Raw genomic sequence first — 13,671 nt, forward strand, 5'->3', positions numbered from 1 at the left:
AAACCCGCCGCAAAAAAACAAAGCGGGCGAAGACCCGATCAGTCCCGCCCGCTTCGTCATCTACGCCTTCAGCCATTCAGCGCCAAATATCGGACCGCGCCGCCTCGCTCAAATGCGCATCACAGCACCACCGTCCAATCAGTTCACCGCGCTCACATCCAGCGGCGCGCCGGTCTTGGCCTTGATCTCATCCACCGTGACGCCCGGCGCCAGTTCGGTCAGTTTCAGGCCATCCGCCGTCACTTCGATCACACCGAGATCCGTGATGATCTGATCCACCACGCCCACGCCCGTCAGCGGCAAGGTGCATTCTCCGAGAATCTTGTGCTGGTCGCCCTTTGCGACGTGCTCCATCAGCACCACGACGCGCTTGACGCCCGCCACCAGATCCATCGCGCCGCCCATGCCCTTGATCATCTTGCCGGGGATCATCCAGTTGGCCAGATCGCCGTTCTTGCTGATCTGCATTGCGCCGAGGATGGCCAGGTTGATATGGCCGCCGCGAATCATCGCGAACGAGTCGGCCGAGGAGAAAATCGACGAACCCGGCAACGTGGTCACCGTCTGCTTGCCGGCGTTGATGAGATCCGCGTCGACTTCCTCTTCGGTCGGCGACGGGCCGATGCCGAGCAGGCCGTTTTCCGACTGCAGCCACACTTCGACACCCGCCGGCACATGGTTCGCCACCAGCGTCGGCAAGCCGATGCCGAGGTTCACGTAGAAGCCGTCCTGCAATTCCTTCGCCGCGCGCGCGGCCATTTCGTCACGAGTCCATGCCATGATTACGCTCCTTTCGCGCGGACAATGCGTTGTTCGATGCGTTTCTCCGGATGCGCATTGAGCACGATGCGCTGCACGAAGATGCCCGGCGTATGGATGGCGTCCGGATCGAGCTCGCCCACTTCCACGATTTCCTCGACTTCCGCCACGGTGATCTTGCCCGCCATCGCGCACATCGGATTGAAGTTGCGCGCGGTGCGGCGATAGATCAGGTTGCCCGACTTGTCGGCCTTCCACGCCTTGACGAGCGCCACATCCGCCGTCAGCGAATGTTCCAGCACGTAATGGTTCTCGCCGAACTGGCGGGTTTCCTTGCCCTCGGCGATCAGCGTGCCGTAGCCGGTGTTGGTGAAGAACGCGGGGATGCCCGAGCCGCCCGCGCGCAGCTTCTCGGCGAGCGTGCCTTGCGGCGTGAATTCGAGCTCGAGTTCGCCGGCCAGATACTGGCGCTCGAACTCCTTGTTTTCGCCCACATACGACGAGATCATCTTCTTGACCTGGCGTGTTTCGAGCAGCAGGCCGAGGCCGAAACCGTCGACGCCCGCGTTGTTGCTGATGCAGGTGATGCCTTTGACGCCCGAATCGCGCAGCGCCGCGATCAGCGCCTCGGGGATGCCGCACAGGCCAAAGCCGCCGACGGCGAACGTCTGGCCGTCCTTGACGATGTCCTTGAGCGCGGTAGCCGCGTCTGGATAGACCTTGTTCATCAGTGTGTCCCTTCCTTTATGGAAATCCGCAATCCGGTACGCCGGCCGCCGGATCGGTGCGATACGGTGCAATATGGGGCGACGCGCGGCAGCGCCCGACGCGGCCTGAACCCAGTACCTCATTCTAGCGATGCGCGGCCGGCCGTGTGTCGAGATCGGACCGTATGTTCGTGCTGCCGTCGCCCGCGGCCTCGCAATCCTGCGATTTGCCCGAAAGGGTACGATGCCCGCGCCATACGGCACAATACGCAAAAATACATAAGTGATTGTCCGCTTTCGCACCTTCCATGCCCGCACTGGACTACCAAACCGCCTTCCATCTCGCGCCCATCGGCCTCGTGCTGTCGCGCGAACGCTTTATCGAGGACTGCAACGACCAGTTGGCGTCGATCTTCGGCTGTCCGCGCGAGTCGCTGCTCGGACAGTCGTTTCAGGTGCTGTATCCGTCGGCGGACGAATTCGAGCGGATCGGCGAGCGCATTCCTCCCATCATGACCGCGCAAGGCAGCTACGCCGACGACCGCATCATGCGGCGCGCCAACGGGGAGCTGTTCTGGTGCCACGTGACGGGCCGCTCGCTCGAACGCGCGGCGCCGCATGCCGCGGGCGTCTGGACTTTCGAGGACCTGAGCGCAACGCGCCGGGTCGCCATCGAACTGACGCCGCGCGAGCGGGAAATTGCCGCGCAACTCGTGACGGGCAAAACCAGCAAGCAGATCGGCCGGATTCTGGCCATCAGTTCGCGCACGGTGGACGTCTACCGCGCGCGGCTGATGCGCAAGTACGACACAGGCAATGCGACCGAGCTGCTGCAGCGGCTGCTCGGGCATTGACGGATGGTTTTTCTGGACGGGGACGGCGAGCGCCGCCCTGCATGAAACCGGAGCAACCGCAGAGGTCCAACTCCGGCCAACCGCTTCAGGCGGCCCTGACAAGCACCGCGTTTTCGATGGTCGAGCGCAGCAGATCTGGAATCGGCACCGACTTGCCGGCTGCGTAATCGATCCACACGCAACGGGCCGACCCGCGCGCATAGAGGCTCGAAGGATCGTCGGCGCGCGTCAGTTCGAAAGCAGTGTCGAAGCTGCTGCGGCCCGGCGCGCCGACCGACATCCGGCCGATCACATCGCCCGGATAATGGAGCTGCTTGAGAAAATCCATCGACGCATTGACGATCACAGGTCCCTGCCCTTGGGCATTGCCGCCGGCAATGCCGAGCTGCTCGAACCAGGAAATCCGCACCTGTTCCATGTATCGAAAATAGACCGTGTTGTTCACATGGCCGAATGCATCCATGTCGCCCCAACGGATCGCCATGGACATCTCAAAAACGGGGTGATATTCGCTCATCGTACTTCTTCAACAGGTTGAAACAGGAATGGCCGTGGGCCTGAATTCTTGAACTCAGGACAGCCCGAAGCCGTCGTCGGCGGCGATGATCGCGCCGTTGATGAACTGCGATTCGTCGGCGGCGAGCAGCAGCAGCAAGCCGTCCAGATCTTCCGGCTGGCCGACGCGATGGCGCGGCAGCATGGAAACCAGCTTTTGCCCCTGGTCCGTCGACCAGTGATGGTGATTGATCTCAGTGTCGATGTAGCCTGGGCAGATCGCGTTCACATTGATGCCGTGGCGCCCCCATTCCTGCGCCATCGCTTTCGTCATATGAACCACGGCGGCCTTGCTCATCGAGTAAAGCCCGATCTGCGGCAGCACGCGCAAGCCGGCCACGGAGGCAATATTGATGATCCGGTACGACGGCTTTTGACCGCCGTTGCCGCGCATGATCATGCGTTTGGCGACTTCCTGCGCCACAAAAAAGGCGCCGCGAGTGTTGGTGTCGAAGACGTATTCGAAGTCGGCCGGCGTGACTTCCGAGAGCTTTTGCGTGGTCGATACGCCCGAGTTATTCACGAGAATATCGATCGTGCCGGCTTCCGTCTCGGCATGCGCCACCGCCGATTTGATGCTCTGGTAATCCGTGACGTCCAGAGAAACGACGTGTGCCGCGCCGCCGGATGCCTCGATTTCGGCCCGCAATTCCTTCAGGCGTTCGGTGCGGCGGCTAGCCAGCACAACCTTCGCGCCGGCCTGCGACAGCACCTGAGCGAAGCGCTTGCCGAGCCCGCTCGAGGCGCCCGTGATCAGCGCGACCTTGCCTTCCAGATTGATCGAACGGCCCATTGTCGTTACCTTGTTCGGTTGGGTTAGAGGCGCGGCGAGGCCGCGAAGGCTCAGGGATCCCCGAGTTTTACCCGGGCGATACCGTAGCATATAAATAGAACGATCGTGCTAATCTTTGTACATTGGGTTGCGGCGCCGGAGTCGTTCGCCCACAATACGAACCCGAAAAAAGCATTCTAACGGTAAGAGGAGCATCAATGACCCCCGCAAGTCTCATTGAGCAGTACGGCCCGCGCGAGTCGATGGAATACGACGTGGTGGTGGTCGGCGGCGGCCCCGCCGGCCTGTCCGCGGCGATCCGCCTGAAGCAGCTGGCAGCGGAACAAGGCGTCGAAATCGGCGTCTGCGTACTGGAAAAGGGCTCGGAGATCGGGGCGCACATCCTCTCCGGCGCGGTCATGGACCCCCGCGCGCTTAACGAACTGATCCCGGACTGGAAGGAAAAAGGCGCGCCGCTGACCGTGGACGTGACCGAAGACCGCTTCCTGTTCCTCTCGGAAACGGGCGCGAAGAGCGTGCCGAACTGGGCGCTGCCGGATAACTTCAAGAATCACGGCAATTACGTGGTCAGCCTCGCCAACGTGACGCGCTGGCTCGGCCAGCAGGCCGAGGCGCTCGGCGTGGAAATTTTCCCGGGCTTCCCGGCCGCCGAAATCCTCTATAACGACGACGGCTCGGTGAAGGGCGTCGCCACCGGCAATCTGGGCATCGGCAAGGACGGCCAGCCTACCGAGAATTTCCAGCTCGGCATGGAACTGCACGCCAAATACACGCTGTTCTGCGAAGGCGCGCGCGGACATCTCGGCCGCCAGCTCAACGACAAATTCAAGCTGCGCGACGGCGTCGACCCGCAGGTCTACGGCATCGGCATCAAGGAACTGTGGGAGATCGATCCCGCGAAGCACAAGCCGGGTCTGGTGATCCACACGGCCGGCTGGCCGCTGGAGAACGACACCTACGGCGGCTCGTTCCTCTACCACATGGACAACAACCAGGTGATGGTCGGCTTCGTGGTGGGCCTCGGCTATACCAATCCGTACCTGTCGCCGTTCGAGGAATTCCAGCGCTACAAGACGCATCCGTCGATCCGCGCCTTCCTCGAAGGCGGCAAGCGCGTGTCGTATGGCGCACGTGCGATTACCGCCGGCGGCCTGATGTCGCTGCCGAAGCTGGTGTTCCCGGGCGGCGCGCTGGTCGGCGACGACGCGGGCTTCCTGAACGCGTCGCGCATCAAGGGCTCGCACGCGGCAATCAAGACCGGCATGCTGGCCGCCGACGCCGCCTTCGCCGCCGTGCAGGCAGGACGCCAGGCCGACGAACTCACGGCGTATCCCGAAGCCTTCAAGACCTCGTGGCTGCATGCCGAGTTGTATCGCGCGCGCAACTTCAAGCAGTGGATGAGCAAGGGCCTGTACCTCGGCACGCTGATGGTGGGCCTCGAACAGAAGCTGCTAGGCGGCAACGTGCCGTGGACGCTGCATCACCAGCATTCGGATCACGAGATGTTGAAGCCGGCCTCGCAGTGCAAGCCGATCGTGTATCCGAAGCCGGACGGCAAGCTGACCTTCGACCGGTTGTCTTCCGTGTTCATCTCGAACACCAATCACGAAGAAAACCAGCCGGCTCACCTGACGTTAAAGGACGCAAGCGTGCCGGTGGACGTCAACCTGCACACCTACGCCGGCCCGGAAGCGCGCTACTGCCCGGCGGCCGTGTACGAGTTCGTGAAGAACGACGACGGCAACGAACGTCTGGTCATCAACGCGCAGAACTGCGTGCACTGCAAGACCTGCGATATCAAGGATCCGACGCAGAATATCGTGTGGGTCACGCCTGAGGGCGGCGGCGGCCCGAACTATCCGAATATGTGACGCGGCGTAAAGCGCATGGCGGGCCGTGCGCTCAGCGCCTGCTCAGTGCCGGACTCATAGCTTGATTAACGCCCGGCCAGCGTCACCAGTCTCTCGCGCACGCCCGCCAGCACCGGCGCCCACTCGCCGAGCGAAGGCTGGCGAAACAGTTCGACCGAGTCGTACCAGGGCGTGCGTTCCATCTCGCTTCCCCAAAACCACGCCGATACATGGTCGATCATCAGACAGGTCGGCACGCCGAGCGCACCGGCCAGATGCGCCGGGCCGCTGTCGATCGTCACCACCAGATCGAGGTTCACCAGCAACGCCGCCACATCCTCGAAGCCGGCCGCGAAATGCGGGGTGGGATCCACAATCGCGACGCCGTGCGCACGCCATTGCTCGACGCTGGCCGAGCGCCCCGGCGATAGCGCGAAATAGGTGACGCCCGGCACGGTCAGGAGCGGTTCAAGCTGGTCGACCGGCACCGAACGACGCATATCCCGAATGTGCTGCGGATTGCCGTTCCACACCAGGCCGACTTTCGGCCCGCTGCCGGCCGGCGCCATCTGCGCGACTCGCGCGCGCCACGCATCGGCGCGCGCCGGATCGGCCGTCAGATACTCGTGGCCCCAGCCTGCCGTGTCGAAAACGCCGAGTCGCAAGGGCAGGCTCAACAGGCCGCAATGAAAATCAGGCCGTGTTTCGAGACCGGTTTCGAGCGCCACATCGGTCGGGAGCATCCGCTCGAACAATTGCCGCAACGGTCCGTCGTGACCGAAGATCACGCGGCCGCCCTCGCGCCGCGCCCGCTCGGCAAGCAGCGGCAGAAAGCGCACCGCCCACAGGCAATCGCCGTTACCTTGCTCGCCGTAGACCACCAGCGTCTTGCCCGCCAGCGACTCGCCCTGCCAGTAGCGGCTGATCGCCGCGAGCGCAAGATGTGCCTCGTTCAGATCGTTGCCGAACGCGGTGCGTGATTCGTAATTCGCCCAGCCGTCCGCGAAGCGCCCAGAACGGATTTCCAGTTCCGACAGATCGAACATGACAAGGGCGTTGTTCGGCGAGAGTTCGAGCACGCGCCGCAGCAGTGTTTCGGCTTCGGCAAAGCGCGCCTGTTCCTTGACGCACAGCGCGAGCTTGTGCAGCGCGACCGGGTTGCCGGGCACCACCCGCACGGCTTCGCGCAAAAGGCGCTCGGCTGTGTCGAAGTCGTTGCCCTGCTGGACAGCCGCAGCGCGCCAGACGAGTGCGTTGGCGTCGCCGGTGTTGCGCTCCAGCAGCAAAGCGGTGGCCGAATCGACCAGCGGCCAGTCGCGCAGGGCGAACGCGGTCTGAGCGATCGCATGCAGCAGCCCCGGATCGCAGGATGGGTCGAGCCGATATGCCTGCACCAACGCGCCAAGTGCTTCACGCTGCTGATCGCGGTTACGCCCGGCTGCCTGCTGCAGCAAGGTCTGGCCGAACGCGAGCCAGTCGGCGGCGCTGGCCTGCGGCGTGGCGACTCGCGCGCGCAACTGCGCGAGCGTCTCGGCGGCGAGGGTATTCGGGTCGCTCATGACGGTCGTTTTAACTGATTTCGACTAACGCCAAACATGCAAAAACCCGCGCAGGATGCGGCTTAAGGCGCGCTCGCCGCGATCTTCGGCGTGCTGACGGCCACATCGCCGCATTGCGCGCGATGGCGCAGCGCGTGGTCGATCAGCACCAGCGCCAGCATCGACTCGGCGATCGGTGTCGCGCGGATGCCCACGCACGGATCGTGACGCCCGAAGGTTTCGACGATGGCCGGCTGGCCCGCCTTGTCGATGGAGCGGCGCGGCGTGCGAATACTCGAGGTGGGTTTGATGGCGATCGACACCGTGATGTCCTGCCCCGTCGAAATGCCGCCGAGCACACCGCCCGCGTGATTGCCGACAAAACCTTGCGGCGTCAGCTCGTCGCCATGCACCGAGCCGCGTTGTGCGACGCTCGCGAAGCCCGCGCCGATTTCGATGCCCTTCACCGCATTGATGCCCATCATGGCGTGCGCGATGTCTGCGTCCAGCCGGTCGAACAGCGGCTCGCCGAGGCCAACCGGCACGCCCGAAGCCACTACGTTGATACGTGCGCCGATCGAATCGCCGTCCTTGCGCAGCGCGTCCATATAGGTTTCGAGCTGCGGCACAACCTCGGCATTGGGCGCGAAGAACGGGTTTTCACGCACGTGCGACCAGTCGACGAACGGCACCTCGATCTCGCCGAGCGCCGCCATATAGCCGCGAATCTCCGTGCCGAAGTGCTCACGCAGCCACTTCTTGGCCACCGCGCCCGCCGCCACGGTGGGCGCCGTCAGACGCGCCGACGAACGGCCGCCGCCGCGATAGTCGCGAATACCGTATTTCTGCCAGTAGGTGTAGTCGGCGTGGCCGGGGCGGAAGGTTTCGGCGATGTTGCCGTAGTCCTTGCTGCGCTGGTCCGTATTACGGATCAGCAGCGCAATCGGCGCACCGGTCGTCACGCCTTCGAACACGCCCGAGAGAATCTCCACCTTGTCTTCTTCCTGACGCTGCGTGACGTGGCGCGAAGTACCCGGCTTGCGGCGATCCAGTTCGAACTGGATATCGGCTTCGACCAGCGCCATGCCCGGCGGGCAGCCGTCGATCACGCAGCCGATCGCGGGACCATGCGACTCGCCGAAGGTCGTGACAGTGAAAAGCGTACCAAGCGTATTGCCGGACATGAGCGTCGTCCAAAGAGATGCGGGGAAGACGCTATTATGCCAGCCCGCCTGGCGGCGAGGGCCGCGCCACGCGGACGTTGGCCGAACGGACAAGGCGCGGCGGCCCGCCCGAACCGCCCCGGCCGCAAAAGCGCCCACCCGACGCCCGTGTGCCGTCACGCCCGCCTGGCGGCGGCTATTTGCGCGCCCCGCGCAGTTCCGTCACGATCTGCTGCAGCCCTTCCGGCGTCACCTGAGCCGGGTCGAGCGGCTCGCCGACGGCCAGCGTCAGCCGGCTCATCACGCCCTTTTGCACCGGCCGCGGCCAGCGGGCGTCGGCCGCGCGCGAAAACACGCTGCCCCACAGCCCGCGCAAGGCCATCGGCACCACGGGCGCCGGCGTGCGGCGAATGATCTCGGTCACGCCATGGCGGAACGGGTTCAGTTCACCGGTTTTGGTCAGCTTGCCTTCGGGGAAAATACACACCAGATCGCCCTCGGCGAGCGCCCGCGCGCAGGTCTCGTAAGCGCGCGTCAGCATTTGCGGGTCTTCGTGGGACGACGCAATCGGAATCGCCTTGGCGTGACGGAACACCCAGCCGGCAAACGGCGTCCTGAAAATATGGTGATCCATCACGAAGCGGATCGGCCGCGGACTCTCGGCCATGATCACGATGGCGTCCACGTAGCTCACGTGGTTGCACACCAGCACCGCCGCGCCCGCTTCGGGAATGCGTTCGGCGTGCACCAGCCGGATCCGGTAGAAGGTATGCACCAGCACCCACGCGATAAAGCGCAGCAGGAACTCCGGCACCAGCGAGTAGATGTAGGTGGCGACCACAATATTGAGCAACGCGGTGACGAGGAACAGGCCCGGAATGCTGACGCCCGCCGAAGTCAGCGCCATGGCCATCAGCGCCGAGACGATCATGAACAGCGAATTGAGGATGTTGTTCGCGGCGATGACGCGCGCCCGATGGCTCGGCTGGCTGCGGCTCTGGATCAATGCATAGAGCGGCACGCTGTAGAAACCGCCGAACATGGCGAGCAGAAACAGATCGGCCAGCACGCGCCAATTGGCCGGTATCGCGATAAATTCGCCGACCCTCAGCAGATGCCCCGCCGATGGCATCGCGTGGCTCGCGAAGAACAGGTCGATACCGAACACGCTCATGCCGATCGAACCCAGCGGCACAAGGCCGATCTCGATGCGCCGCTTCGACAGCCGCTCGCACAGCATCGAACCGAGCCCGATGCCGATCGAAAACGTGCCGAGCAGCACGGTCACGACGTCGGGACTGGCGGACAGCACGTCCTTGGAAAAATTGAAAAACGACGACAGAAAGGTCGCACCGACAAACCACAGCCACGAGATGCCCAGAAGACTCAGAAACACCGTGCGGTTTTCGCGGGCAATCTTCAGATTGCGCCACGTTTCGCTAAACGGGTTCCAGTTGATCTTGAGATCGGCCTGCGGGGCGGGCGTCGTGGGCACCCACGCGGACACCGCACGTCCCACCAGCGCGATTGCCACGCACGCGCACGCCAGCACCACCGCGCCATGTTCGACAAACCCGGCCGCTTCCCCGCCGATAATGGTCCCCACCAGAATGGCGACGAACGTGCCCATTTCGACCATGCCGTTGCCGCCCACCAGCTCGGTTTTGGCGAGGTGCTGCGGCAGGTACGAGTACTTCACCGGACCGAACAGGGTGGAATGCACACCCATCAGAAACGTGCACAGATACAGCAGCGGCGCGCTATGCAGCCAGAAGCCCGCGCCGCCGATCAGCATCACGCCGATTTCGAACGTCTTGACGAAGCGCGTCAGCATCGCCTTGTCGTATTTGTCCGCAATCTGGCCCGAGGTCGCGGAAAACAGCACGAATGGCAGGATAAAAATCGCGGAGATCAGAAACGCCGCCGTCTTCGCGTCGACGCCCGAAAAAAGCGCGGTCTGATACGTGACAAGCGACGTGAAGCCGATCTTGAAGACGTTGTCGTTCATCGCGCCGAGAAACTGGGTCCAGAAAAACGGCGCAAAACGCCGCTCGCCCAGCAGACGAAACTGGGATTCGTGGGCTTCGGCACTGCGGGCGGCACGACGGGCGGCAGGTAACGGACGATCGCTCATGGAGGTCGAAGAAGAATGCGGATACAAAAAAGGCGCACGCTCTCGCGTACGCCCCTGGATCAATACCTCAGGCTTGTGGCAACTTGATGGCCGGAGCCGCTAACGCTGGCCGGCACCGGACGATTCCAGCCAGCGGCATCGTGGAAAGCCACGTCACGCCCCGCCCGTTGGCCGAGCCGCTTTTGCGGCCAGCCCGGACGGGCCGACTAGCGCGCCTGTTGCGGTTCCTGCTCTTCCGGCCAATCGCGGATATAGGCCTTGAGCATGCGGTTTTCGAAACCCTGCTCTTCGACCACTGCCTTGGCGACGTCGTAAAACGAGATCACACCCATCAGGGTGCGGCTTTCCATGACCGGCAGATAGCGCACGTGATGCTCGAGCATCATGCGACGCACCTCGTTCACGTCCGTTTCCGGCGTGCAGGTAAGCGGGTGATCGTCCATGACTTTGCGGATCGTGGCCGTGCCCACGCTGCCGTGGTGTTTGCTGAGCGTGAGAATGATTTCACGGAACGTCAGCATGCCGACCAGATCGCCGTACTCCATGACCACCAGCGAGCCGATATCATGCTCTGCCATGGCATTGACTGCGTCGAGCAGCGGCGTATCCGGCGTGACGGTAAAAAGGGTGTTGCCCTTGACCTTGAGAATGTCGCTGACTCGCATGATTGTCTCCTTTGTCGACCAGAGTGAGCGCCGGGCGCCAACTCCAGACCCATGCACGATAGTTGCAAAAGCCGTTAATACATGACTGATTTTCGATCCTAGCGGAAAGGCCCGTAAAAGGAAAGCGGGCCGCCCACCGACGCAATACAGACGCGGCAGGCCGCCGCATGGGGAAAACCGGGCTTGAAACCAGCCGCCCCGGTGATACGATGCCCCCACTTTCACCCTTCGCGGAGCCGCCCGTGGCCCCGCCGTCCAGGATGTCCGCCAACCGTTTCGATACGCTTGCGCTGCATGCAGGCGCAGCCCCCGATCCCGCCACCGGCGCACGCGCCACGCCGATCTACCAGACCACCTCGTTCTCGTTTCGCGACACCGATCACGCAGCCGCCCTGTTCAACATGGAACGCGCCGGTCACGTGTATTCGCGCACCTCGAACCCGACCGTCGCCGTCTTCGAGGAGCGTGTCGCCGCGCTGGAAAACGGCGCGGGCGCAATCGGCACGGCCAGCGGCCAGGCCGCGCTGCATCTGGCGATCGCCACGCTGATGGGCGCCAATTCTCACATCGTCGCCTCGGGCGCTCTGTATGGCGGCTCGCACAATCTGCTGAACTACACACTGCGCCGCTTCGGCATCGAAACCACCTTCGTCAGGCCCGGCGATCTGGACGGCTGGCGCGCTGCGCTGCGCCCGAACACCCGGCTCCTGTTCGGCGAGACACTCGGCAATCCGGGCCTCGACGTGCTGGATATCGCCGCCGTCGCCGGGATCGCGCATGGCCACCGCGTGCCGCTGCTGGTCGATTCCACTTTCACCACGCCCTATCTGCTCAAGCCCTTTGAGCACGGCGCCGACTTCGTGTACCACTCGGCGACCAAGTTCCTCGGCGGTCACGGCACGACCATCGGCGGCGTGCTGGTCGACGGCGGCACCTTCGACTTTGAGGCCTCAGGGCGCTTTCCCGAATTCACCGAACCTTACGAGGGTTTCCACGGTATGGTGTTCGCCGAAGAAAGCACGGTCGCGCCGTTCCTGCTGCGCGCCCGCCGCGAAGGCCTGCGCGATTTCGGCGCGTGCCTGCATCCGCAAGCCGCCTGGCAACTGCTGCAGGGCATCGAGACGCTGCCGCTGCGCATGGACCGCCACGTCTCGAACACGCGCAAAGTGGTCGAATTTCTCGCGGCCCATGCGGCGGTCGAATCCGTCGCCTATCCGGAACTGCCCTCGCACCCGGATCACGCGCTGGCGAAACGCCTGCTGCCGCGCGGCGCCGGCGCCGTGTTCAGCTTCAATCTGCGCGGCGACCGCGCCGCCGGACGGCGCTTCATCGAGGCGCTCGCACTGTTCTCGCATCTGGCGAACGTCGGCGACGCCCGTTCGCTCGTGATCCACCCCGCCTCCACCACGCACTTCCGCATGGATGCCGCCGCGCTCGCCGCCGCCGGCATCGCGGAAGGCACGATCCGCCTGTCCATCGGCCTCGAAGACCCGGACGATCTGATCGACGACCTCAAGCGCGCGCTGAAGGCCGCGCAAAAGACCACGGGCGGCGGCAGCGCCCCTAAACCCAAGGCCGAGGCCGGCAATTCCAGCCAGGGCGGCACGCCCGGGGAGCCGGCATGATCCTGAGCCTCCAGAACAAGCCCACCTACGTCTACACCGGCGGCAAGCCGTTCGATGCCGGCCTGCCGACCGCTGTCTTCATCCACGGCGCGGAGCACGACCATAGCGTCTGGGCGCTGCAAACCCGCTACTTCGCGCATCACGGTTTCGGCGTGCTGGCGGTCGACCTGCCCGGCCACCATCGCAGCGCCGGCCCGGCACTCGACCGGATCGGCGCCATGGCCGACTGGCTGGCCGACCTGCTGGACGCCACCGGCGTGGCGCAGGCCTGCGTGATCGGCCATAGCATGGGCTCACTCGTCGCGCTCGATTTCGCCGCGCGCTACCCACAGCGCGCAAGTGCGCTGGCGCTGCTCGCCACCGCCGTACCCATGGCCGTCTCCGACGCCCTGCTGGACGCCGCGCTTAACCGCGAGCCGCAAGCCATTGCGATGGTCAACCAGTGGTCGCATTCGACGCTGGCCGCCAAGCCTTCCTGCCCAGGGCCGGGCTTCTGGCTGCACGGCATGAACCAGCGGCTGATGGAGCGCGTTTCCACCACCGGCGAACCCGGCCTGTTCCACACCGACTTCGCAGCCTGCAACGCTTACGCAGACGGCCTCGTGCGCGCCGCCGAGATCCGCTGCCCGGTGCGGCTGATCGTCGGAAAGCGCGACGCCATGACGCCGCCGCGCGCCGCGCAAGCGCTTGCCCAGGCACTCGCGCAGGCCAGCCCACACGTGGACACGATCACGCTCGATTCCGGCCATGCGCTGATGACAGAGCAGCCGGACGCGACGCTCGACGCGCTATTCGGCTTCGCCTCGGGCGTGGTGCAATCTGCGCGATCCGCCTCGCCTGCGTCACTTCCCTAGCCGCAACGATAACGGCGTTTGCGAGCGCGCGCCATTGGCCGAATGGCCAGGTTGCGCGCATCGGACGATGGCCGCACAATGGCTCAAGCCTGCCCGGTTCCAGGCGCACATTGCGTTGCCGGGCCGTTGTGCCGTCTGACCGGGCATGGCGGGGGAAAGGCTTAAAGAAAGCAG

General features: G+C 64.4%; 12 protein-coding genes. 4 read left to right on the plus strand and 8 right to left on the minus strand.

What is annotated here, in order from left to right; all coding sequences use genetic code 11:
• Positions 1-138 precede the first annotated feature (138 nt).
• Positions 139-780: a CoA transferase subunit B gene (locus FQ755_RS20780; RefSeq protein ID WP_144156660.1), complete on the minus strand. Its 642-nt coding sequence runs from the start codon at positions 778-780 to the stop codon at positions 139-141.
• Between the two features lie 2 nt (positions 781-782).
• A complete protein-coding gene (locus FQ755_RS20785) occupies positions 783-1,487 on the minus strand; it encodes a CoA transferase subunit A (RefSeq protein WP_144156661.1) in 705 nt (234 codons plus the stop codon).
• Between the two features lie 287 nt (positions 1,488-1,774).
• On the opposite strand from FQ755_RS20785, the gene FQ755_RS20790 reads away from it, so the two are divergent.
• Entirely contained in the window at positions 1,775-2,320 is a 546-nt protein-coding gene (locus FQ755_RS20790; protein ID WP_144156662.1) for a PAS and helix-turn-helix domain-containing protein, read from the plus strand.
• Between the two features lie 85 nt (positions 2,321-2,405).
• Here FQ755_RS20790 and FQ755_RS20795 read toward each other — a convergent pair whose 3' ends face one another.
• Positions 2,406-2,837, minus strand: a complete 432-nt coding sequence (locus FQ755_RS20795; protein WP_144156663.1) for an acyl-CoA thioesterase — start codon at positions 2,835-2,837, stop codon at positions 2,406-2,408.
• 54 nt (positions 2,838-2,891) lie between these two features.
• Positions 2,892-3,668, minus strand: a complete 777-nt coding sequence (locus FQ755_RS20800) for an SDR family oxidoreductase (RefSeq protein WP_144156664.1) — start codon at positions 3,666-3,668, stop codon at positions 2,892-2,894.
• Between the two features lie 197 nt (positions 3,669-3,865).
• Between FQ755_RS20800 and FQ755_RS20805 the strand changes: the two genes are divergently transcribed.
• Entirely contained in the window at positions 3,866-5,539 is a 1,674-nt protein-coding gene (locus tag FQ755_RS20805; RefSeq protein ID WP_144156665.1) for an electron transfer flavoprotein-ubiquinone oxidoreductase, read from the plus strand.
• Between the two features lie 65 nt (positions 5,540-5,604).
• On the opposite strand, the gene FQ755_RS20810 is transcribed toward FQ755_RS20805, so the two are convergent.
• The 4 genes from FQ755_RS20810 to FQ755_RS20825 all read right to left on the minus strand — a co-directional run bounded on the left by FQ755_RS20810 (position 5,605) and on the right by FQ755_RS20825 (position 11,018).
• Positions 5,605-7,077, minus strand: a complete 1,473-nt coding sequence (locus tag FQ755_RS20810; protein WP_144156666.1) for a tetratricopeptide repeat protein — start codon at positions 7,075-7,077, stop codon at positions 5,605-5,607.
• Positions 7,078-7,139: 62 nt separating this feature from the next.
• Entirely contained in the window at positions 7,140-8,240 is a 1,101-nt protein-coding gene (gene aroC, locus FQ755_RS20815; RefSeq protein ID WP_144156667.1) for a chorismate synthase, read from the minus strand.
• Between the two features lie 175 nt (positions 8,241-8,415).
• The gene (locus tag FQ755_RS20820) at positions 8,416-10,353 is read right to left on the minus strand and encodes an MFS transporter (RefSeq protein ID WP_144156668.1); all 1,938 of its coding nucleotides are present in this window, start codon (positions 10,351-10,353) and stop codon (positions 8,416-8,418) included.
• 206 nt (positions 10,354-10,559) lie between these two features.
• Positions 10,560-11,018: a CBS domain-containing protein gene (locus FQ755_RS20825; protein WP_074300161.1), complete on the minus strand. Its 459-nt coding sequence runs from the start codon at positions 11,016-11,018 to the stop codon at positions 10,560-10,562.
• Between the two features lie 260 nt (positions 11,019-11,278).
• On the opposite strand from FQ755_RS20825, the gene FQ755_RS20830 reads away from it, so the two are divergent.
• Positions 11,279-12,643, plus strand: a complete 1,365-nt coding sequence (locus FQ755_RS20830) for an O-acetylhomoserine aminocarboxypropyltransferase (RefSeq protein ID WP_144156669.1) — start codon at positions 11,279-11,281, stop codon at positions 12,641-12,643.
• The gene (locus tag FQ755_RS20835; protein WP_144156670.1) at positions 12,640-13,497 is read left to right on the plus strand and encodes an alpha/beta fold hydrolase; all 858 of its coding nucleotides are present in this window, start codon (positions 12,640-12,642) and stop codon (positions 13,495-13,497) included. The genes FQ755_RS20830 and FQ755_RS20835 overlap by 4 nt, the downstream gene beginning before the upstream one ends.
• The last annotated feature ends 174 nt before the right edge of the window (positions 13,498-13,671 follow it).

The organism is Paraburkholderia sp. BCC1885 (assembly GCF_900996235.1).
Taxonomy (GTDB): Bacteria; Pseudomonadota; Gammaproteobacteria; order Burkholderiales; family Burkholderiaceae; genus Paraburkholderia.